Origin of the sequence: Pacificitalea manganoxidans (genome assembly GCF_002504165.1) — a bacterium.
In the GTDB taxonomy this organism is placed as follows: Bacteria; Pseudomonadota; Alphaproteobacteria; order Rhodobacterales; family Rhodobacteraceae; genus Pacificitalea; species Pacificitalea manganoxidans.
Genome location: NZ_CP021404.1, coordinates 2,894,091 through 2,914,543 on the forward strand (window position 1 = coordinate 2,894,091; position 20,453 = coordinate 2,914,543).

The window sequence follows — 20,453 nt, forward strand, 5'->3', positions numbered from 1 at the left end:
CCCGGTCGCCCTCCCCGAAAAGGGGTGCCAGACCGGGTGGCGCGGGCGTGCGTGTGATCTGCTGCCCTACCAGAAAACTCGGACCCTCAGGTCACCGCTCGGTCAGCTTCAACTCGATCCGGCGGTTCTGGGCACGGGCGGATTCGGTATTGGCGGGGTTTACCGGCTGGTATTCCCCGAACCCGTTGGCCGACAGCCGCTGAGGCGGGATGCCTTCGACATCGCTCATATAGCGCACGACGGAAAGCGCGCGGGCTTGGCTCAACTCCCAGTTATCCGCGAACTCCCCCTGCCCTGACAGCGGCACGTTGTCAGTGTGGCCATCGACGCGGATGATCCAGTCGATGCCTTCGGGGATCTCGCTTGCGATCGACAGCAGCAGGTCGGACACCTTCGCAATCTCAGCCCGCCCTGCGGCGGTCAGGTCAGCTTGGCCCTGCGGAAACAGCACCTCGGAGGAGAATACGAACCGGTCGCCGACGATCCGCACACCTTCCTGATTGCCCAGCAGATCGCGCAGACGACCAAAGAATTCGGAGCGGTAGTTTTCAAGGTTGCGGGCCTCTTCCTCCAACCGGCGCCGCTCGGCCTCCTCCAGCGCGGCGCGGCGGCGCTGCTCGGCGGCGGCACGGGCCAGTGCGGCGTTCAGCTGCGAGCCAAGGCTTTCAATCTGCACCTGCGCGGCCTGATCCTCGGACGCGGCGATATCCAGCGTATCCTGAAGCGCCTGCAATTGTCCGCGCAATGCGGCAACCTGTTCGTTCAGCAAGGCCAGCTTGCGCTCGGCCTCGGCGGAGCGGCTTTCGGCGCGGCCAAGTTCGGCATTCGCCACAGCAAGCAAGGCCGCGCGTTCCTCGGCCTCCGACAGGCGCTGCTCGGCGGTCAGTTCGGCATCGGCGCGCGCAGCGACAGCGGCGGCAAGCTTCTCGCGGACCTCCGCCACATCGCCGATTTCGGTGCGCAGTGCATCGTTCTCGGCGGTCAGGCGGGCGATCTGATCCTGTAGCCCCTCCACTGTGCCCGCCACCTCCTGTGCGGCGTCACGGGCAGTAAGAGCGGCGGCAAGGCGCGCGTCGAGGTCTTCTTCCGCGCGGCGGGCGGCGGCGAGCAGGGTCAGCGTTTCTTCGGCATCGCGGCGTTGCTCTTCCAGCGCCAGCGTCATCGCGGTCAGTTCATCCTCGGCCCCGGCAAGCCGTTCACGCAGCGCCTGAGCAGCGGCGGTTTCGGCCAGTTTGGCGCGTTCTTCGGCGGACAGTTCCTCGGCCAGCCGGGCTTGCTCGGCCTCGGCTTCGGTCAACTGGGCCTCTTGCTCGGCGTTGCGGGCGCGCAGATCGGCCACCAGCGCATCCAACGCCTCGCGACGGGCGGCGGCAAGGCGGGCGGTTTCCTCGGCTCCGTCCACCTCGGACCGGGCGGCGGCCAGCGCGGTGTCGAGCGCATCGCGCGCCGCTTCGCTATCGGCCAGATCAGCGGCCAAGGCATCGCCCTGCGCGCGGGCCTCGTCCCGCTGGGCGAGAAGGCTGGCAACACGATCCTCGAAACTGGCAATGCGGTCCTGCGCGGCGCCAAGGGTCTCCTCCGCCTCGGTCAGCTGACCGGTGAGCGACGCGATCAGACGATCCTGCGCCCGGGCGCGTTCGCTTGCTTCGGCCAAGGCCTGCTCGCGCGCGTCCGCCGTGGTTTCCAATGCCGCCGCGCGCTGGCGCTCCAGCCCCAGCGCATCGGCCAGCGCGGAGACCTCTCCCGACAGCTCGTCCAGTTCGGTTTCCTGCCCTGAAATCGTCTCGCGCAGCATGAACTGCATGATCATGAAGATCGTGAGGACGAACATCAGCACCAGCAGCAACGCTGTCATGGCGTCGACGAAGCCGGGCCAGATCGACCCGGACATCCGGTTCATACCACGGCGCGTCAAAGCCATGCGATCAGCTCCTCCGCTCGCCGCTGACGGTCACTTCGCGCGGGCGCAAGCGGCGCATTTCACGGGTCAGGGCATGCAGGTCGGTGCGCAACTCGGCCACGCTTTCTTGCCGCCCGGCGGCCATTTCCTCGAAGATGCGCAGCAATTGCACATCGATCGAGCGCAGACGCATGCGGCTTTCGGCATCGCCTGCTTCGCTGCCTTCCAGTTCGCGGTTCTCGAAAAACTCCAGCAGCCGCTCCTGCCCCTCGGCCAGCCGGTCAAGCGCGCGGGTCTGAGCGGCATCTGGGGTTTCCAGCCTTTGGGTCAGGCCCATGACCGCATCCGCGACGGTGCTCAGCTTCTCCTCGACCAGCGCGCGGTTCACGTCGGCCTCGGTGAACATCTGCCGCATCGCTTCCATCTGATCGGACATATGGTCAAGGATTGCGGCAACCGCGCCCTGCTCCCCGCCGCCTTCGGCATCGGAAAAGCCCACGCGCGTGATGCTCGACAGCCATTCCTCCAGCTCGCGATAAAACCGGTTCTGGCCGTGGCTCGCGAATAGCTCCAGCAGCCCGACCACAAGCGACCCGGCCAACCCCAAGAGCGAGGAGCCAAACGCCGTGCCCATACCGCCCAACTGCGCCTCAAGCCCGGTCATCAACCGCGAGAACACATCGACTGTCGCTTCGCCTTCCTGCGGGGCGAGGGAGCGGATGGTTTCGACCACCGCCGGGACGGTCGTAGCCAGCCCATAGAACGTGCCCAAAAGCCCAAGGAAAATCAGCAGGTTCACGAGGTAGCGCGTAATGTCGCGCGCCTCTTCGATCCGGGTGGCGACGGATTCGAGGATGGAACGTGAGGAGCTTGCCGCCATCTGCATCCGCGCGCCGCGCGACCGCAACAGCGCGGCCAGGGGGGCCAGCAGGCGCGGCGGGCGTCCGGCATGGGCCGTATCGGCGCTGACGAACACGTTGATCCAGCGCGCCGAACTCCACAGCTGCCAGACCTGCCAAAAACAGGCGAGGATGCCGATCAGGAACACGGTAAAGATCAGCCCGTTCAGAAACGGGTTCGACACCACCACCGCCATGACCCGCGGCAGGATCAGCCAACCGCCCCCGGCGACGAGGGCGATCACCACCAGCATCACGGTGACCTGGCGTATCGGCAGTGAGAAATGCGGCTCGACCTCGGTACCGCTCATGTCCTTGGGAGACATCTGGACCCCTTTTTTATTGCGCCCGACATTAGGAGCCACGAGCGGGGATGCCAAGAATCATTCGGACGACGTGGCCCTGAGCGCACACACTCTCGTGACCAGCCAGTCCAGATCGGCATCCGCGATGCCCAATTCGGTCAGATGGCTGGCGGTATTGATGAGATATTCGTCATTAGGTCCACGCCCGCCGGTGGCTGCCGCGATGATGCCTGCCTGTTCCTCCAGCCCCAGACCGCCGCAATACTGAACATGTTCGGGATCGATGACATAGGCCAGCGCGCGCACCTGCCGCCCGTCAATCAGGCGCAAGGTCTGCACGGTTTCCAGATAGGCCGATGACACCAGCTCGCGGTCGCGCAGTTCCGCCAGCGTAGTGGCTTCGGTGCCCGGCGCGACACGGAACGCCACCCCCGTGCAGGCCGCGCCTGCCGCCTGATCGAGCGCCAGCACCAGACCCGGCGCCTCCGGCGTGCCGCGATGGTGGATAGAGCGCATGCAGAACGCGCGGTGATACCCGGTCAGCCGCGCGACGCTTTGCTCGGCCACGTCAAAGCCCGGATTCCAGATCAGGCTGCCATAGCCGAAAACCCAGAGCGGATCGGGGATATCGCTGTCGTGAACGGTCATGGGCTGGTCCTTCTGCTTACCCCCCTGTAAACGCAGGCGGGCGCCAGTAAAAGATCCGGCGCGTCTCCTGCGGAGGGAACATGCGCAAGCTTACCGTGCTCGTCATCGTGCTGGCCGCGTTGTGGTCTGGCTATTGGATCGTGGGCAAGACCGCGCTGCAGCGTGGACTGGCCCAGATCGAAGGCCGCGCGCAGGCGGGCCTCGACCTGTCATGGGCCGAGGCCGAGGTGCACGGCTATCCCAACCGGTTCGACACCACGCTTGATGGCGTGCGGATCGCCGACAGCGCTGGTCGCTGGACATGGGAAGCGCCCTTTTTTCAGGTCATGGCGCTGAGCTACCGCCCGCATCACGTCATCGCCGTCTGGCCCGAGACCCAGCGCCTGATCGTGCCCGGACAGGCGCTGACCCTGACGAGCGAGCGCATGCGCGGATCGGCGGTGTTCGAGCCGGAGACCGATCTGACGCTGAACCGCGCGCAATTGGTGGTAGAGGCGCCGCGCGTCACCTCCGATCTGGATTGGACCGTATCCGCCGACCGCGCCCTGCTGGCGGCGCGCCCCGCGATGGGTCAGGACGATGCCCGCATCCGCGATGTGGCGTTGGAAATCGACGCGTTGAGCCTACCCCCGCAGGTCACCGCGCTGCTGGGCGGGGCCGATCTGCCCCGCCGGGTCGAAACGCTGTCGGCGGACATGCAGATCACCTTCGATCAGCCGTGGACCCGGCACAGCCTTCAGGGGCCCACGCCGCAGGCGCAGCGGATTGCCCTGCGTGATGCCTCGCTTGAGTGGGGGGAGGTGGAAATCACCGGCACCGGCGATATCGAGATCCGCGACGATGGCCGCCCCGAAGGGGAATTGGACCTTTCCGCAAAGGGTTGGCGCAAGCTTCTGGATATCGCGACGCAAGCCGGGCTACTGCCTGCCGAACAGGCGCGCACCATCGCCAGCGCTGCGGGATTTTTCGCAGGCGGCAGCGAAACGCTGAGCCTGCCGTTGAGTTTCCGCGATGGGCGGATGTTCCTTGGCCCCGTGCCGCTTGGCCCCGCGCCCGTGTTGCGCGTGCAGTGAGCCGGGATCAGCGGCAGTAGCTGCCTGACCGGTAGCGCGCGGTATCAAGGTGGAAATGATCGCGGTGAAACCGGTCCGACGCCGGTCCCAGAACCGTGCCGAAGGGGCCGCAGGCGGCTTTGTGCATCCGGCGCAGACGTTCGCCCGCAGTGCCGTTGTTCCAGTCTTTCAGCACCGATAATTCATGGCCATTGGCCAGCTTGAACCCGGCGACATCGACAGCCCGCCCGCGCCCGTGTTCGCTGACCTTCGCGCCGGGCTGGTTGTTGCGGGTCCGGCAGGAGTAGGTCGCAACCACCCGGATCGAGGCCAGACCGCCCCCCATACGCCCGACCGCCGGTTTCACCCCCTGCTCCACCCATTGATCCAGCGCGCGGGCGGTGGTGCAGTCTATCGTGGCTGTCGCGCTGAGCGGCACGCCTGCCACCGCTGACACCTTTACCGCGTCGCCGGGGATGCCACAGCCCTTGATCCGCCCCGGAACGGGCGCAATGGTCACGCCCCGGATCGAGCGGCTGCCACAGACCGAACCTTGGACATTGGTGCCCACGCGGGGCACGGGCTGCGCGACCAACATCGCGGCGGCGGCACTGCGACGTTTGAGGTTTTGCGGCCTTGCCTCGGGGCGCAGGGACCGGGCAAGCCCGCGCGGCGACACCGCCGAGGCAGGCACAGCCGCGCGCACCAATGCCTCGCCCTTGGCCGCCGCATCACCGGGGCGAGGGCTAGGCCGCAGGTCCGCGCCGATCCGCACGACCACGCCGCTTGGCATGATTTGCACATGCTTCACCCCGTCCGCCCGCTCCGCCTGCGTCACGGCGCGGCTGTCGGGCAGATCACGCACAACACGCGGAACGGCCTGCACCTGTCCTGCGGGTGTGATGTGGCGCACAGGCTTGGCTGGCGCGGCAGGTGCGGACGCCACGCGCGCCACGGGCCGTGGCGAAGTGGCTGGCGCGTCGGCCCATGCAGGCCCAGAGCACAGCGGTGTCAGCACCAGCATCAGCAGCGCCGCGCCATATGCAGCCTGCGCCCGGCTCACCGCTTCACGCGGCCAAAGTCCGGGGCGTCGGTATCCTGCCCGGCCTCGATGATGCCGCGACGGATCGCCCGCGTTCGGGTGAAATAATCGAACAGCAGATCGCCATCGCCGGTGCGGATCGCGCGTTGCAGGGCGAACAGCTCCTCGGTGAAGCGGCCAAGGATCTCCAGCGTGGCTTCCTTGTTGTTCAAAAACACATCGCGCCACATCGTCGGATCGGACGCCGCGATGCGGGTAAAATCGCGAAACCCGGCGGCGGAATAACGGATCACCTCGCTGTCGGTCACGCGGCGCAGATCATCCGCCACACCCACCATCGTATAGGCGATCAGGTGCGGCGCGTGGCTGGTCACGGCAAGCACCAGATCATGGTGCTCGGCGTCCATATCCTCGACCGTCGCGCCCATGCCACGCCACAGCGCGCGCAACCGTTCCAGCGCGTCTGTATCCGTGTCGGCGTCCGGCACCAGCAAACAAAAGCGATTGTCGAAAAGCTCCGCAAATCCCGCGCGCGGGCCGGAATGTTCGGTCCCCGCCAAGGGATGTGCGGGAATGAAATGTACGCCTTGGGGCAGATGCGGGGCGACGGCCTCGACCACGGCCTTTTTGACCGAGCCGACATCCGACACGGTGGCGCCCGGCTTTAGATGCGGGGCGATTTCCTCGGCCACCGGCCCCATCGCGCCAATCGGCACGCACAGCACGACCAAATCGGCATCGGCCGCGGCCTCCGCCGCTGTGTCGCAGATGCGGTCGCACAGGCCAATCTCGCGCGCAGTGGCGCGGGTTTCGGCGGACCGGGCATAGCCCGTCACCTCGGCTGCCAGACCGGCGCGGCGGATCGCCAGCGACATGGACCCGGCGATCAGCCCCAGACCGATCAGCGCAACGCGGTCGTAGACCCGGCTCATGCCGCACCTCCCCGCTCGGCCCGGAAATCCGCCACGGCGTCCAGCACCCGCGTCACCGCCGCCTCGTCCCCCACAGTAATGCGCAGGCACTGCGGCAGGTTGTAGGAGCCGACGCGCCGCACGATCAGACCGCGGGATTGCAAGAACAGATCGCAGGCCTCGGCCTCGGCCGCGTCAGTAAAACGGGCAAGGATGAAATTCGCATCAGAGCGGTCAGAAGGAATGCCCAGATCGGCCAGACCCTGCGCCAGCCGCGCGCGCTGGGTCGCGTTCTGCCTCAGACAGTTGGCAATATAGGCACGATCACGCACCGCAGCCTCGGCCGCGGCAAGCTGTGTGTTGGACAGGTTGAACGGCCCGCGAATGCGATTGAGCACGTCGATCACCTCGCGCGCGGCATAGGCCCAGCCAATGCGCAGCCCGCCCAGCCCGTAAAGCTTCGAGAAGGTGCGCGTCATCACCACGTTGGGGAATTCGTCGACCAGCGCGGCGCCACCGTCATAGCCCTCCGCGAATTCGGCATAGGCACCGTCAAGGACAAGGATCACATCCTCGGGCAGCCCCTCGGCCAGCCGGCGCAGATCCTGCTCTCCAATGAACGTGCCCGTCGGGTTGTTGGGGTTGGCGATAAAGACCAAGCGTGTGCGCTCGGTCACACCCGCAATCAGCGCCTCGACATCCGTCACGCGCTCCCGCTCCGGCACCTCCACGGGTGTGGCCCCAGCGGCCTTGGCACTAATCTTATACATGGAGAACCCATGTTCGGTATGCAGCACCTCATCACCCGGCCCGGCATAGGCCTGATTGAGGAAATGGATGATCTCGTCGGAGCCGACACCGCAGATGATCCGTTCCGGGTCGAGCCCGTGCACCGCGCCGATGGCAGCGCGCAACTCGGCATGGTCGGTGGACGGATAGCGATGCGCCTGTGCCGCCGATGCTGCGATTGCCTCGATTGCCGCCGGGCTGGGACCGAACGGGTTTTCGTTGGAGGACAGCTTCACCACGTCATCCACGCCCTCGACGCGGGACTGCCCGCCGACATAAAGCGCGATATCCATGATGCCGGGCTGCGGCGCGATGCGGGGCATTCAAAATTCCCTTCTGACGGTCGGCGTAACGGGCGGGGGGTGATCGTGCCGGTCGGTTCTACGGGCGGGGTGGCAAAAAACAAGGGCGGAGTGCGCCAGAGTCCCCACCCGCCAGTCTGTCCTATGACCGCGTTGCCATAACGCAAAAGGCCGCCCCGGATCGGAGCGGCCTTTCTCAACATGTCGTCGGAAGCCCGAACGATCCGGCAGGATCAGTTCTGAGCGTAGAATTCGATGACGAGGTTCGGCTCCATGTGCACCGGGTAGGGCACATCGCTGAGGCCGGGCATACGCACGAAGGTCGCGGTCAGCTTGTTGTGGTCGACTTCGAGGTAGTCGGGCACATCGCGCTCGGGCAGCTGGGTCGCTTCGAGGATCGCGGCCATCTGCTTGGACTTCTCGCGGACCTCGATCACATCGCCTTCCTTCACGCGGTAGGAGGGGATGTTCACGCGCTTGCCGTTCACCAGAACATGACCGTGGTTCACGAACTGACGGGCTGCGAACACGGTCGGCACGAATTTCGCGCGGTAAACGACAGCATCCAGACGGCGCTCCAGCAGACCGATGAGCAGCTCGCCGGTGTCGCCGCGCACACGCTCGGCTTCGGCAAAGATGCGGCGGAACTGTTTCTCGGTCAGGTCGCCGTAGTAGCCTTTCAGCTTCTGCTTGGCGCGCAGCTGCAGACCGAAGTCGCTGAGCTTGCCCTTGCGGCGCTGGCCGTGCTGGCCGGGGCCGTATTCACGGCGGTTCACCGGGGATTTGGCGCGGCCCCAGATGTTTTCGCCCATACGGCGGTCGAGCTTGTACTTGGCAGAGGTGCGTTTGGTCACCGTCTGATCTCCTTCTAAAAATATCGAAGGGCGTTGTCCTCTCCCCACCGCGCAGACGCGGCGATCTTGCGGGGGCGACAGGCATCCCCTTGCGGGGGCCACCAACACCAATGAAAACCCGGCCTGACGCAGATGCATCCGACCGGGATGGCGGGCTTATACAGCCCTGCCCCGCACTGTCAACCGCGACAGGCGGGCAGGCCTGTGTGCACGCTCAGCCGGGCAGCTTACCGGTTTGAACGTAGGTCAGGATCTGCACCACCTGTTCCGGCGTTTCAGCCACGGCCAACGCGGCGGCGTCGACCTCCTTTAACGCGTGCGCGTGGTCGGGCCCGTGCAGCACGATCAGCGCCTTGCCAAGTGCCGTCGCATAGCCCGCGTCAAACGCCGCATTCCACTGCTTATACTGATCGCCAAAGCGCACGACCACGACATCGGCGGCCTCGATCGCGGTGCGGGTGCGGATGGCGTTAAGCTTCGCGCCTTTGTGGTCGTGCCAGAACTTGTCGGTCTCCGCCCCAAGGATCGCCACGCCGCAATCGTCGCTTGCTGCGTGATCCGTGACTGGCGCGTCAAACCGCACATTCAGATCCGATCCCAACGCCGCCACCCCGTTCACGATCCGCTCGCGCCAGTCGGTATGGATCTCGCCACTTAGATAAACCTGCATCTTTCCATCCTTCTTCTCATGGCAGAGGCCGCGCCTTGCGGTGCGGCCTCGTCGTGTTGCTTAGAATAGTCCTGCCCGAGATAGCGCGGGTCAAGCCTAGCCGCGCAGCGCGCCGCCCGTGGCCTTTGCGACTTTCTCGACGACCTTGCGGCCCACCGCTTCGATCTCGTCTTCGGTAAGGGTGCGGTCCTGCGGTTGCAGACGGACGCTGATCGCGAGGCTCTTCTTGCCTGCGCCCATCTGGGCTGCGGCCTTCTCGCCGGTGAATTCGTCGAACACGCGAACCTCCTCGATCAGCGCCTTGTCGGCCCCCTGCGCGGCGTTGACCAGCGTCAGCGCCTCGACATCGGCATCGACGACAAAGGCGAAGTCACGTTCGACCGGTTGCAGATCGTTGAGCACCAATGCGCCACGGGCAGGCGAGCTGGATTTCGGGAACGGCACCTCGGCGGGCCAGATCGTGAAGCCGACCGCCGGACCCTTCACGCCCATCTCGCGCAGCACCTTGGGATGAATTTCACCGAACACGGCGAGCACCTTTTTCGGGCCAAGGCAGATTTTGCCCGAGCGGCCTGGATGCCACCAATCGGCAGTGCCGCGCAGGATCTGTGCCTTGGCGGGTGCGCCGATGGCGGCCAGTGCAGCTTCGACATCTGCCTTGGCATCGAACAGATCGACAGGACGACGGGTGCCATGCAGATCGCGCGGCGCGCTGGCGCCCACTAGCAGACCGGCAGCCATCACGCCCTGTTGCCCCGGCTCGCCACCGTGGAACACTGCACCCAGTTCAAACAGCGCCTGATCGGCAAACCCGCGCGCCTGATTGCGGGCAGCGGCCTGCAACAGACCGGGCAGCAGGTCCGGACGCAGGTGGCTCATCTCGGACGAGATCGGGTTCTCCAGCCGGGTCGCATCGGTGCCGCCACCAAACAGCGCAGCACCGGCCTGATCGACAAAGGAATAGGTGATGCATTCGTTATAGCCGAGCGCGGCGATGGTGCGGCGCAGCATCCGCTCGCGCTTCTGCGCGGGCGTCAGGATCGCCTCCGGCACACCCGCCTGAACACGAGCAAGCGGCTTGCCTTCCAGCCGGGTGAGCGAGGCGATGCGCGCGACTTCTTCGACCAGATCGGCCTCGCCCATCACATCGGGGCGCCAGCTGGGCACCTGCGCCATGTCACCATCCAGCACGAAGCCAAGCGCGGTCAGCGACGCGCGCTGGGTGTCCGCCGGGATCTCCATCCCCACAAGGCTTTCGACCCGCGCGGTGTTCAAACGATACGCGCGGGCGTGATCCGGCTCCTGCCCGGCCTTGACGATCTCCGACGGCTCACCACCGCACAGATCCAAGATCATTTGCGTTGCTGCCTCCAGCCCCGGCCCGGTCCAGTCCGGATCGACACCCCGCTCAAAACGGTAGCGCGCATCGGAATTGATTTTCAGCGCGCGGCCCGTATGCGCGGTGCGCACAGTCTCGAACCACGCGGATTCGACAAACACATCGATGGTGTCATCCGTCACGCCGGTCGCCAGACCGCCCATCACGCCCGCGATGGATTGCACGCCGTTATCGTCGGAAATCACCGTGGCACCGACGGGCATGGTGTAGGTTTTCTCATCCAGACCGGTCAGCTCTTCGCCGCCCTGCGCGGCATGCACCCGCAGATTGCCTGCAACCTTCGCCGCGTCAAAGACGTGCAGCGGACGGGCGCGGTCATAGGCGAAGTAGTTCGTCACATCGACCAGCGCGGAAATGGGGCGCAGACCAATCGCGCGCAGCCGCCGTTGCAACCATTCGGGCGAGGGGCCGTTTTTCACGCCACGGATCAGGCGTCCGTAGAAAACCGGTGCGGCCTCTGCCGCGTCCGCGTCGATGGTTACGGCAATCGGGCTGGGGAACCCGCCTGTGACCTGCACATCCTCGCGCGCGATCAACTGGCCCAAGCCCCGCGCGGCCAGATCCCGCGCCACTCCGCGCACGGCCAGTGCATCGGGGCGGTTGGGGGTGATCGCGATTTCGATCACCGGATCGTTGAGCTTCCGATAATCGATGAAACGTTCGCCCAGCGGCGCGTCCTGCGGCAGGTCGATGATGCCGTCATGATCGTCGGACAGCATCAGCTCCCGCTCGGAGCAGAGCATCCCGTTCGATTCAACACCGCGGATCACCCCCGGCTTCAAATCGACGCCCGTGCCCGGCACATGGGTGCCCACGGGGGCGAAAACCCCGACCAGCCCGGTGCGTGCATTCGGGGCACCGCAGACCACCTGCACCTCCTCGGACGCGGCATCGGGGCCGTTGGGCCATGTTTCGACGCGGCACAGGCGCAGCCGGTCGGCATCGGGGTGCTGCTCCGCCGAAATGACCCGGCAGATCCGAAACGCACCAAGGCTCGCGGCAGGATCTTCGACCCCTTCGACTTCAAGCCCCAGATCGGTCAGCGTCTCGAGGATCTCATCAAGCGGCGCCTGAGTGTCCAGATGATCCTTCAGCCAGTCGAGGGTGAATTTCATCTCAGCGTCCTTTGGTTTTCCGGCCCCGCGGGCGGGGGCTGCGTGTCTGTGGTCATGTCGGACGCTCTCCTAGCCGATCACCGCGCCAAGGGGAAGGCATGGCCACGCCGCACCGGTAACGCGAAAGCGCGGCTGGGCAGCCCGACCCGCAGGGGCCGCGTGCAAGATGCGGTGCGAAACCGGGCAAAGGGCAGGCGGGGTTGAGCATCATTCTGCCGATCACCGCACGGTTGTATTTTCGCGCTAGCGGCCCCGGACCCGAGCGGATAGCGAGGGCCTACCGGAATGAGGCGATTTCATGTCCGGCCGAGAGGGCTGCCACAACTTTGCCTCTCTTGCCACAATTTTGCCACATTTACGTCCCAAGAATTACTTGGATTTGGTGGGGGCCGAATCTAACGAGTTCGAGGTTTATCAGTATGGCCCCTCATCCCGATCTGCCCAGTTGGCTGACGCGCCCCGCAGTGTTTGGTGTTTTGTTTGTGTTAGCGTTAGCCATAGCCAATGTCCCATCAGATCATAGCGGCAAAGCCGGCAGCTTTACCTGCGCGACGCTGACTAATGATCCTGGGGTCAACACGATGCTCTGCCGTTTGTCTCCCGCCCGGATCTGGAAGACACCGGTTGTTGAGCTTCTGCATTGGCCGGGTGCGCGGTAAGGTAAGCTGCCCCCTACCCCGCGCCAACCCGTATCCTCGTGATTAACAAAGGCGGCTCGCTTGCGCGGGCCGCCTTTTTCATGGGGTTGGCAAATCTGGCTGTCGCCTGCTCAGGCCACGAGCCCGGCATGCAGCGACGGCGCATCAAGCGCGGCAAACCCGTAATGCCGCAGCCAGCGCAGGTCGCTGTCAAAGAAGGCGCGCAGATCGGGGATCCCGTATTTCAGCATGGCGATCCGGTCGATCCCCATCCCAAAGGCAAAGCCCTGCCACTGATCCGGGTCAATCCCTCCGGAGCGCAACACATGCGGATGCACCATTCCGGAGCCCAGAACCTCCAGCCAGCCGTCGCCTTCGCCGACCTTCAGCGTGCCGTCCTGCCACGAACACTGAATGTCGACCTCGGCCGAAGGTTCGGTGAAGGGGAAATGCGAGGCGCGGAAGCGGGTTTTGACCTTGGTGCCGAAATAGGCAGAGAAGAACTCCTCCAGCACCCATTTCAGGTTAGCCATCGAAATATCGCGGTCGATCGCCAGCCCTTCGACCTGATGGAACATCGGCGTATGGGTCTGGTCGTAATCCGAACGGTAGACCCGGCCCGGAGAGATTGTGCGAATGGGCGCACCACGCTGCTGCATGGAGCGGATCTGCACCGGAGAGGTATGGGTGCGCAACACATGCGGCTCGTCGCTATCTCCGGCCATGTAGAACGTGTCCATCTCCGCCCGCGCAGGGTGATGGCCGGGGATGTTCAGGGCATCGAAGTTATACCATGCGGTTTCGACCTGCGGGCCCTCGGCCACGGCAAAGCCCATATCGGCAAAGATCGCGGTGACCTCTTCGGTCACCTGACTGACCGGGTGGATGGTGCCCCGGCGCTGCGGACGGCCCGGCAGGGTCACGTCGAGCCATTCGGATTTCAGACGCTCGTCCAGCGCGGCATCGGCCAACGCGGCCTTTTTGCCCGCCAGCGCGCTATTGATCCCATCTTTCAGGGCGTTGAGCGCGGGGCCCGCGGATTTGCGCTCCTCCGGGGTCATCTTGCCCAGCTCGCGCATCTTCAGGCTGACCTCGCCTTTCTTGCCCACGGCCTGCACGCGCAGCGCCTCAAGCGCCGCCTCGTCAGAGGCTCCGGCAATCAGGTCGATGTATTTTTGTCTGAGGTCGTCCATCGGAACACTCCGCCTTCGTTCGGGCCGAGGGGGTATCACACCCCGCCCCGAAAGCAAGAGGCAGGGGTATGGGCGGGGGTGCCTGCTTTGGGGAGAGGGGGGAGGGCGGGCGCGCTGGGTTGTGGGCGTATGCGCTGCGTCGTTCCTCGCCCTATTGTGCAACGCAAGCCTGCCCGGGGGATGGCGCTGCAACAATCGATTGGTGCGCTTTATCCCAATCACACACCTCCCCGCTCAGAGGTCAGCGTGAGGTGGCAAAGCGCCAGCCCGCGAGGCCGGGCAGGCGCTCGCCCGCGCGGCCTTTGGCCTTGTTCGCGGGCGGAAGCTCCCCGCTCCACCCGCAACGAAAAAGGGCCGCCCCCGGGGGGACGGCCCTTCTATTCATCGCGCGGTGCAGCCTTAGGCGGCGAGCGCGGTCTTTACCTGTGCAACGATCGAGCCGAATGCATCGGGCTCGTTCACGGCGAGATCGGCCAGAACCTTACGGTCGACTTCGATGCCAGCCAGTGCGAGGCCGTTGATGAAACGCGAATAGGTCAGCGCTTCGTCGTGGCTGCGCACAGCGGCGTTGATCCGCTGGATCCACAGAGCGCGGAACTGACGCTTGCGTGCCTTGCGGTCGCGCGTGGCGTACTGGTTCGCCTTGTCGACGGCCTGGGTTGCGACGCGGAAGTTCGTGGAGCGGCGGCCATAGTAGCCTTTCGCTGCCTTGATGACCTTCTTGTGACGGGCGTGGGTGACAACACCGCCTTTGACTCGTGCCATGTTCCGACCTCCTTAGCGCGCGTAGGGCATGTATTTCTTGACGATGCCCTCATCGGGCTTCGACAAGAGGGTGGTGCCGCGGGCGTCACGGATGAACTTCGTCGTCCGCTTGATCATGCCGTGGCGCTTGCCGGCCTGACCGGCCTTGACGCGGCCGGAGGCCGTCATCTTAAAGCGCTTTTTGGCGCTCGATTTCGTCTTCATCTTGGGCATTTGACACTCCTTCGTCTGGGGTCTTCGGAACGCGGCAAGGCATGCCTCTCGGCCCGCCACGTGGATCAGAGGCGCCGTATAGGCGCGGGCGCCCAGTATGGCAAGGGGATTCGGTCGGGTTTGTCGCCGATGCGACCGGCACAATGACCTACCGGATCAGTTCAGCACGCGCGCCACGACATTGAAGAACACGTCCGGCAGTTCGCCAAAGGTATAGCCACCGGGGTTCTGCATGATGGCGACCGAGATCAACCCCGCCGCAATCATCACCATGATCGCCCCGGCGCGGGGTGTGCGGCTTTCGGAGTAAGCCCCCAAAAGCGACGGGATCGAGAGCACACCGATCACCATGCCAATCACCAAAATCAGATCAGGATCCACCCCTGCGCCTCCCCTGTTGCCGGGCTTCACAGCCGGGCCGGTCCAGCCGCGCGGGCGGCCAAGGTCCGGCGGAACCGCCGCCGGACCAAACTTGGTTACTCGGGGTCGGCGCTGTAAATCAAGCGTTCTTCACAGGGCGCGACCCGCAGGATGTTGGTCGAGCCGCGCACGTTGAACGGAACGCCCGCGATCACGACGATCTGGTCTGCCTCGGTCGCGAACCCTCCGGACCGCGCTGCACGCGCCGCCGAGATTACCGCATCCTTGAACCGGTTCACCGTGCCGGTCACGGCGCAATTGGTGCCCCATGTCAGGCAAAGCTGGCGCGCGGTTTTCATCTCGGTGGTCAGCGCGATGATCGGCACGCGCGGACGTTCGCGCGCGGCGAGCGACGCGGTGGTGCCCGATTGGGTGAAACAGGCGATGGCCTTGATGTCCGTGGTTTCCGCGATCTGACGCGCCGCCGAGACAATGCCATCGGCCACGGTTTCGCGTTTGCCATGACGGCGGCTGGCCTCGATCACATCGCGATAGGTCGGGTCGCTTTCGACCTCCACCGCGACTTTGTGCATCGTGGTGACGGCTTCGACCGGGTAGCTGCCAGCCGCGGATTCCGCAGACAGCATCACCGCGTCGGTGCCTTCGTAGATCGCGGCAGCCACGTCCGACACTTCGGCGCGGGTCGGCACCGGGCTTTCGATCATCGATTCGAGCATCTGCGTCGCGACGATCACCGGCTTGGCAGCGGCGCGCGCACCCCGGATCAGACGTTTCTGAATTGGCGGCACATTCTGCACCGGCAGTTCCACGCCCAGATCGCCACGGGCGACCATAATCCCGTCGGAGGCCGCAAGGATGCTGTCATAGGCGGTCACGGCAGCGGGCTTTTCGATCTTGGACAGGATCGCGGCACGGCCACGGGCCAGTTTGCGGGCTTCTTCCACATCGGCGGCGCGCTGCACAAAGGACAGCGCCAGCCAATCGACGCCCAGATCGCAAACGAATTCCAGATCGGCGCGATCCTTCTCGGACAGGGCGGCCAGCGGCAGCACCACATCGGGGACGTTCACGCCCTTGCGGTTGGAGATCTGGCCGCCGACGATGACTTCGCAATCGGCGTGCTCGGGCGAGCAGTCGATCACCTTCAGGCGGATTTTCCCGTCGTTCACCAGCAGGGTAGACCCCGGTTCAAGCGCGGCAAAGATCTCGGGGTGCGGCAGGCAGACGCGGGTGGCGTCGCCCTCGGCGGTGTCGAGATCAAAGCGGAATTTCGCGCCTTCGAGCAGCTCTTCGCTGTCGCCCGCAAAAACGCCGCAGCGCAGCTTCGGCCCCTGAAGATCGGCCAGAATGCAGATTGGGCGGCCCGTCTCCTCCTCGATCCGGCGGATCGTCGCATGCCGCTCGCGGATTTCGTCATGGGAGCCGTGGCTCATGTTCAGCCGGAAAACGTCGGCCCCGGCCTCGAACAAAGCCCGCACCACCTCGTAATCGGTGGAAGCAGGGCCGAGTGTGGCCACGATCTTGACGTTACGCATCCGTCTCATCGGCGGTCCTTCTTTCGGTTTGATGGGGCCGGGCGGGCAGTGTCCGCGCCGGCGGTCTCCTCGTTTACGGGATCGTTAGCGCTAAAGGCCACGGATTTCCAGCCCGATGCGGTGCTAGCGCCTGTTCTTTGAGCAACCCGTGGCGCGGCTGCGGCGTGCCCATGCGCCCTGCCCTATCCGCAACATGTAACGATCCGGTTGCCGAATGGCGGCCCAATGGACATTCCCCCACGGATGCGCGATTCCATCATGCAGCACATAGGGAGACGACCGATGCCCGATCTAGACGCTCAAACCCGCCTCGAACTGGAAGCCGCTGCCTTTCGCCGGTTGCAGAAACATCTGATGGAAGACCGCACCGACGTGCAGAACATCGACCTGATGAACATGGCCGGGTTCTGTCGCAATTGTCTGAGCCGCTGGTATCAGGAAGCTGCGAATGCGCGCGGCATCGACATGGACAAGGCCAAAGGGCGCGAGGCGTTCTACGGCATGCCCTACGCGCAATGGGTGGCCGAGCATCAAACCGATGCGAGCCCGACGCAGCAGGCCGCGTTTAATGACAGCCACAAAGACGACAGCGAGACCTGACGCCGAAGCCTAGCCGACATCCGTGCGCCCGCGGCGGTCCCGGCGCAGGTTGGCGTAAAGCACATGGTTGCGCCAGCGCCCGTCGATTTGCAGGTAGGACTGCGCGACCCCTTCGTATTTGAAACCGCTGCCTTCCAGCACCCCGCGGGATGCGGTGTTTTCCGGCAGGCAGGCGGCTTCGATCCGGCTTAGATCCAGCGCGTCGAAGGCGTGATGGGTCAGGCCGCGGATCGCTTCGGTCATGTAGCCCCGCCGGGCAAAGGGCGCGCCGATCCAGTAGCCCAGCGTGCCGGTCATTGCCGGGCCGCGCCGGATATTGTCCAGGGTGATCGCGCCCACCAGCACTTCGTCCTCGGCCCGGATCAAGAACAGCGGCAACGCTGTGCCTTGGCTTAACGCGCGCTGGGACCAGTAGACCCGGTTGGTGAATGCCCGCCGGGTCAGATGATCGTCAGCCCAAGCAGGCTCCCACGGCTGGAGAAAGGCGACGGAATCGCGGCGGAGCGATGTCCACGCACGAAAATCGCCATGGGTGGGTGGACGCAGCACCATGCGCTCCGTCACGATCCGCATCTTCCGCCGGCCAAGCCGCATCAGGCAGCAAGCCTGTCCTGCATCCGCGCAAGATCGGGCGCATCCCCCGCGGGACCGTATAGCGCCATCGCAGGCCGCCCCTGCGCCACCAGCCCTTCGGCAAAGCGCATGACGTCCTGACGGGTGACCGCATCGATCTGCGCCAGCGATTGGGTCAGATCCGGCACCCGGCCAAAGACCGAGATGTAGCGTGCCATGCGTTCAGCCCGCGCCGAGGGGCTTTCCAGCCCCATCAGCAGACCGGCTTTCATTTGGGCACGGGCGCGGGCGAGTTCCTCCTCCCCCAGATCCGTAGTGACACGGCGCAATTCGTCTAGTGTCAGATCAACCAGCCCGCCGATATCGGCAGCAGAGGTGCCCGCGTAGATCGTCATCATGCCGGTATCGGTATAGGAGCCCGCCTGCGCAAAGATCGTGTAGCACAGGCCACGTTTTTCGCGCGCTTCCTGAAACAGGCGCGACGACATGCCCCCGCCCATCAACCCCGCGTAGATCTGCGCGGTGCGGAAGCCCGGATCGCTGTAGCCCGGCCCTTCGAAGGCCAGCGTGAAATGCACCTGCTCCAACTGCTTGACCTCGCGCCGTTCCCCACCGGAGAATCGTGCAGCTTCGGTCGCAAGTCCGGGATGCGCGGGCAGATGCCCGAACAGATCCTCGGCCAGCCGCAGAATCGCGTCATGATCTACAGCCCCGGCGGCAGACAGCACCATCTTACCCGGTGCATACCGCTCGGCTACGAAGCCCGAAAGATCGGCGCGCGAAAACGATTTGATCCGCTCGGCAGGGCCAAGGATCGTGCGACCGAAGGCCTGATCGGGATAGGCGACCTCCTGCAACCAATCGAAGATGATGTCGTCGGGGGTGTCGTTGGACTGGCCGATTTCGGACAGGATCACACCGCGCTCCACCTCGATCTCGCGCGCGTCGAATACCGGGTTCAGCACGATATCGGCGATCACATCCAGCGCCAGCGGCACATCGGCCTCCAGCACGCGGGCGTAATAGGCCGTCTGCTCGCGCGAGGTGTAGGCGTTGATGTAACCGCCTACATTTTCGATCTCCTCGGCGATCTGCAGCGGGCTGCGCCGGGCCGTGCCCTTGAACGCCATATGCTCCAGAAAATGGGCGATGCCATTCTGCTCGGCCCGCTCGTGGCGGCCGCCGGCCGACACCCAGACCCCGATCGTGGCGGAGCCCATGGACGGCATGTGTTCGGTCACCACGGTCAAGCCGTTGGCGAGTGTGTCCTGTCGAATGGTCACTTAGGCGCGCCGCTCCCTGATCAGATCCTCAATGGCGCCCAGATCGTTGGCGATCCGCGTCACCCGTTCGTCCCGCTCATAAAGATCCGCCATCCGATTTGGAAGGGGCGGGCGGATGCCGGTCGCGGCCTCGACCGCGTCGGGGAATTTGGCCGGATGGGCGGTAGCCAGCGTCACCATCGGCGTGGCGCCAAGGTGCTGTTCGGCCACGTGCACGCCGACGGCGCTGTGCGGGCACAGGATCTCCCCCGTTTCCGCGCGCAGCCGCGCGATGGTGGCAGAGGTTTCCTCCTCCGACACGCGCCCCGAAGCGAAGGTCTCGCGCAGGCTCTCCAGCGCGCCTTGCGAAATGGTGAAGCCGCCTTCGGATTTCAGCTCGTCCATCAATGCCGCAACCGCCGCGCCATCACCGTCATGGGCGTAGAACAACGCCCGCTCGAAGTTGGAACTGACCTGAATGTCCATCGACGGGCTGATCGACGGGCTGACACCATCGGTTTTATACGCCCCGGTGGTGATCGCGCGATGCAGAATGTCGTTCTGGTTGGTGGCGATCACCAGCTGCTCGATCGGCAGTCCCATGCGCCGCGCGATATAGCCCGCAAAGATGTCGCCGAAATTACCGGTGGGCACGGTGAAGCTGATCTTGCGCGCGGGCGCACCCAGCGCCACCGCGGCGGTAAAGTAGTATACCACCTGTGCCAGCACGCGCGCCCAGTTGATGGAATTGACCCCGGCCAGCCCCACGCTATCGCGGAAGTCGAAATCGTTGAACATGTCCTTCACCGCCGCCTGACAGTCATCGAAATGACCGTCGAGTGCCAGCGCATGAACATTGGACTCGGAAGGCGTGGTCATCTGCCGACGCTGCACCTCGGACACCCGGCCATGCGGGTACAGGATGAACACATCGACGGCATCGAGCCCGCGAAACGCCTCGATCGCGGCAGAGCCGGTATCGCCGGAGGTCGCGCCGACAATCGTCACCCGGTCGCCGCGCCGCTTCAGCGCCGCCTCGAACAGCTGACCGATCAACTGCATGGCGAAATCCTTGAACGCCAGCGTCGGCCCGTGGAACAGCTCCAGCAGGAAATGGTTCGGGGCCAATTGCTTCAGCGGTGCGCGGGCGACATGGCCGAACTCGGCATAGGCGCGGGCGATGATGCCGCGGAATTCTTCCTCGGCGAAGCTTTCGCCGACATAAGGCCACATCACGCGGAACGCGACCTCCTCATAGGGCAGGCCGGCAAGCGCTGCGATCTCATCCTCGGTCATGGTCGGGATGGTTTCGGGCAGGTAGAGCCCGCCGTCACGGGCAAGCCCGGTCAGCATCGCCTCTTCGAAGGACAGCACCGGGGCTTTGCCGCGGGTCGAGATATAGCGCAT

19 protein-coding genes are annotated in these 20,453 nt (G+C 65.1%); 2 read left to right on the forward strand and 17 right to left on the reverse strand.

The window, feature by feature from the left end; genetic code table 11:
• Positions 1-91 precede the first annotated feature (91 nt).
• From CBW24_RS13195 to CBW24_RS13205, 3 genes are read right to left on the reverse strand one after another with little or no spacing between them, the layout of a single operon-like run.
• On the reverse strand, positions 92-1,921 hold the full coding sequence (locus CBW24_RS13195; protein ID WP_097373856.1) for a peptidoglycan -binding protein: 1,830 nt from the start codon (positions 1,919-1,921) through the stop codon (positions 92-94).
• 4 nt (positions 1,922-1,925) lie between these two features.
• Complete coding sequence (locus tag CBW24_RS13200) at positions 1,926-3,125, reverse strand: biopolymer transporter ExbB (protein ID WP_232529808.1); 1,200 nt, start codon at positions 3,123-3,125, stop codon at positions 1,926-1,928.
• 57 nt (positions 3,126-3,182) lie between these two features.
• A complete protein-coding gene (locus CBW24_RS13205; protein ID WP_088664611.1) occupies positions 3,183-3,752 on the reverse strand; it encodes a gamma-glutamylcyclotransferase in 570 nt (189 codons plus the stop codon).
• Between the two features lie 80 nt (positions 3,753-3,832).
• Between CBW24_RS13205 and CBW24_RS13210 the strand changes: the two genes are divergently transcribed.
• Complete coding sequence (locus CBW24_RS13210) at positions 3,833-4,825, forward strand: DUF2125 domain-containing protein (RefSeq protein ID WP_097373857.1); 993 nt, start codon at positions 3,833-3,835, stop codon at positions 4,823-4,825.
• 7 nt (positions 4,826-4,832) lie between these two features.
• Here the strand turns inward: CBW24_RS13210 and CBW24_RS13215 are convergent, their stop codons facing one another.
• The 11 genes from CBW24_RS13215 to pyk form a co-directional block, all read right to left on the reverse strand.
• The gene (locus tag CBW24_RS13215) at positions 4,833-5,828 is read right to left on the reverse strand and encodes an extensin-like domain-containing protein (protein WP_097374245.1); all 996 of its coding nucleotides are present in this window, start codon (positions 5,826-5,828) and stop codon (positions 4,833-4,835) included.
• Between the two features lie 35 nt (positions 5,829-5,863).
• Complete coding sequence (locus CBW24_RS13220) at positions 5,864-6,778, reverse strand: prephenate/arogenate dehydrogenase family protein (RefSeq protein WP_097373858.1); 915 nt, start codon at positions 6,776-6,778, stop codon at positions 5,864-5,866.
• Positions 6,775-7,869, reverse strand: a complete 1,095-nt coding sequence (gene hisC, locus CBW24_RS13225; protein WP_097373859.1) for a histidinol-phosphate transaminase — start codon at positions 7,867-7,869, stop codon at positions 6,775-6,777. Before hisC ends, CBW24_RS13220 begins: the two co-directional genes overlap by 4 nt.
• Positions 7,870-8,081: 212 nt before the next feature.
• The gene (rpsD, locus tag CBW24_RS13230) at positions 8,082-8,702 is read right to left on the reverse strand and encodes a 30S ribosomal protein S4 (protein WP_088664615.1); all 621 of its coding nucleotides are present in this window, start codon (positions 8,700-8,702) and stop codon (positions 8,082-8,084) included.
• 214 nt (positions 8,703-8,916) lie between these two features.
• Positions 8,917-9,372, reverse strand: coding sequence for a YtoQ family protein (locus CBW24_RS13235; protein WP_097373860.1), 456 nt, complete (start codon positions 9,370-9,372; stop codon positions 8,917-8,919).
• Positions 9,373-9,468: 96 nt separating this feature from the next.
• Positions 9,469-11,886 (reverse strand): phenylalanine--tRNA ligase subunit beta, encoded by a 2,418-nt coding sequence (gene pheT / locus CBW24_RS13240; protein ID WP_097373861.1) that lies wholly within the window; start codon positions 11,884-11,886, stop codon positions 9,469-9,471.
• 769 nt (positions 11,887-12,655) lie between these two features.
• Complete coding sequence (gene pheS, locus CBW24_RS13245) at positions 12,656-13,717, reverse strand: phenylalanine--tRNA ligase subunit alpha (protein ID WP_097373862.1); 1,062 nt, start codon at positions 13,715-13,717, stop codon at positions 12,656-12,658.
• 399 nt (positions 13,718-14,116) lie between these two features.
• A complete protein-coding gene (rplT, locus tag CBW24_RS13250; RefSeq protein ID WP_088664619.1) occupies positions 14,117-14,482 on the reverse strand; it encodes a 50S ribosomal protein L20 in 366 nt (121 codons plus the stop codon).
• 12 nt (positions 14,483-14,494) lie between these two features.
• Complete coding sequence (gene rpmI / locus CBW24_RS13255; RefSeq protein WP_088664620.1) at positions 14,495-14,695, reverse strand: 50S ribosomal protein L35; 201 nt, start codon at positions 14,693-14,695, stop codon at positions 14,495-14,497.
• Positions 14,696-14,851: 156 nt separating this feature from the next.
• Positions 14,852-15,076 (reverse strand): hypothetical protein, encoded by a 225-nt coding sequence (locus tag CBW24_RS13260; protein WP_088664621.1) that lies wholly within the window; start codon positions 15,074-15,076, stop codon positions 14,852-14,854.
• A 95-nt stretch (positions 15,077-15,171) separates the two neighbouring features.
• Positions 15,172-16,620 carry a pyruvate kinase gene (gene pyk, locus CBW24_RS13265; protein ID WP_088664622.1) on the reverse strand — a complete coding sequence of 483 codons (1,449 nt, stop codon included), beginning with the start codon at positions 16,618-16,620 and terminating at the stop codon, positions 15,172-15,174.
• Positions 16,621-16,893: 273 nt separating this feature from the next.
• Here pyk and CBW24_RS13270 point away from each other — a divergent pair, with 273 nt between their 5' ends.
• Positions 16,894-17,211: a DUF1244 domain-containing protein gene (locus tag CBW24_RS13270; protein ID WP_097373863.1), complete on the forward strand. Its 318-nt coding sequence runs from the start codon at positions 16,894-16,896 to the stop codon at positions 17,209-17,211.
• Positions 17,212-17,220: 9 nt separating this feature from the next.
• Here the strand turns inward: CBW24_RS13270 and CBW24_RS13275 are convergent, their stop codons facing one another.
• The 3 genes from CBW24_RS13275 to thrC are packed head-to-tail and all read right to left on the reverse strand — an operon-like array spanning position 17,221 to position 20,453.
• Complete coding sequence (locus CBW24_RS13275; RefSeq protein WP_088664624.1) at positions 17,221-17,805, reverse strand: GNAT family N-acetyltransferase; 585 nt, start codon at positions 17,803-17,805, stop codon at positions 17,221-17,223.
• The gene (locus CBW24_RS13280) at positions 17,805-19,067 is read right to left on the reverse strand and encodes a M16 family metallopeptidase (protein WP_097373864.1); all 1,263 of its coding nucleotides are present in this window, start codon (positions 19,065-19,067) and stop codon (positions 17,805-17,807) included. The genes CBW24_RS13275 and CBW24_RS13280 overlap by 1 nt, the downstream gene beginning before the upstream one ends.
• Positions 19,068-20,453 carry a threonine synthase gene (gene thrC / locus CBW24_RS13285; RefSeq protein ID WP_097373865.1) on the reverse strand — a complete coding sequence of 462 codons (1,386 nt, stop codon included), beginning with the start codon at positions 20,451-20,453 and terminating at the stop codon, positions 19,068-19,070.

Bases quoted from the DNA above. Each gene is read 5' to 3' on its own strand.
- pheS (WP_097373862.1), bottom strand. From the start codon at position 13,717: ATGGACGACCTCAGACAAAAATACATCGACCTGATTGCCGGAGCCTCT.
- pheT (WP_097373861.1), bottom strand. From the start codon at position 11,886: ATGAAATTCACCCTCGACTGGCTGAAGGATCATCTGGACACTCAGGCG.
- CBW24_RS13275 (WP_088664624.1), bottom strand. From the start codon at position 17,805: ATGCGGCTTGGCCGGCGGAAGATGCGGATCGTGACGGAGCGCATGGTG.
- CBW24_RS13270 (WP_097373863.1), top strand. From the start codon at position 16,894: ATGCCCGATCTAGACGCTCAAACCCGCCTCGAACTGGAAGCCGCTGCC.
- CBW24_RS13210 (WP_097373857.1), top strand. From the start codon at position 3,833: ATGCGCAAGCTTACCGTGCTCGTCATCGTGCTGGCCGCGTTGTGGTCT.
- rpmI (WP_088664620.1), bottom strand. From the start codon at position 14,695: ATGCCCAAGATGAAGACGAAATCGAGCGCCAAAAAGCGCTTTAAGATG.
- CBW24_RS13205 (WP_088664611.1), bottom strand. From the start codon at position 3,752: ATGACCGTTCACGACAGCGATATCCCCGATCCGCTCTGGGTTTTCGGC.
- CBW24_RS13200 (WP_232529808.1), bottom strand. From the start codon at position 3,125: ATGTCTCCCAAGGACATGAGCGGTACCGAGGTCGAGCCGCATTTCTCA.
- hisC (WP_097373859.1), bottom strand. From the start codon at position 7,869: ATGCCCCGCATCGCGCCGCAGCCCGGCATCATGGATATCGCGCTTTAT.
- CBW24_RS13215 (WP_097374245.1), bottom strand. From the start codon at position 5,828: ATGCTGGTGCTGACACCGCTGTGCTCTGGGCCTGCATGGGCCGACGCG.
- pyk (WP_088664622.1), bottom strand. From the start codon at position 16,620: ATGAGACGGATGCGTAACGTCAAGATCGTGGCCACACTCGGCCCTGCT.
- thrC (WP_097373865.1), bottom strand. From the start codon at position 20,453: ATGCGCTATATCTCGACCCGCGGCAAAGCCCCGGTGCTGTCCTTCGAA.
- CBW24_RS13235 (WP_097373860.1), bottom strand. From the start codon at position 9,372: ATGCAGGTTTATCTAAGTGGCGAGATCCATACCGACTGGCGCGAGCGG.
- rplT (WP_088664619.1), bottom strand. From the start codon at position 14,482: ATGGCACGAGTCAAAGGCGGTGTTGTCACCCACGCCCGTCACAAGAAG.
- CBW24_RS13195 (WP_097373856.1), bottom strand. From the start codon at position 1,921: ATGGCTTTGACGCGCCGTGGTATGAACCGGATGTCCGGGTCGATCTGG.
- CBW24_RS13220 (WP_097373858.1), bottom strand. From the start codon at position 6,778: ATGAGCCGGGTCTACGACCGCGTTGCGCTGATCGGTCTGGGGCTGATC.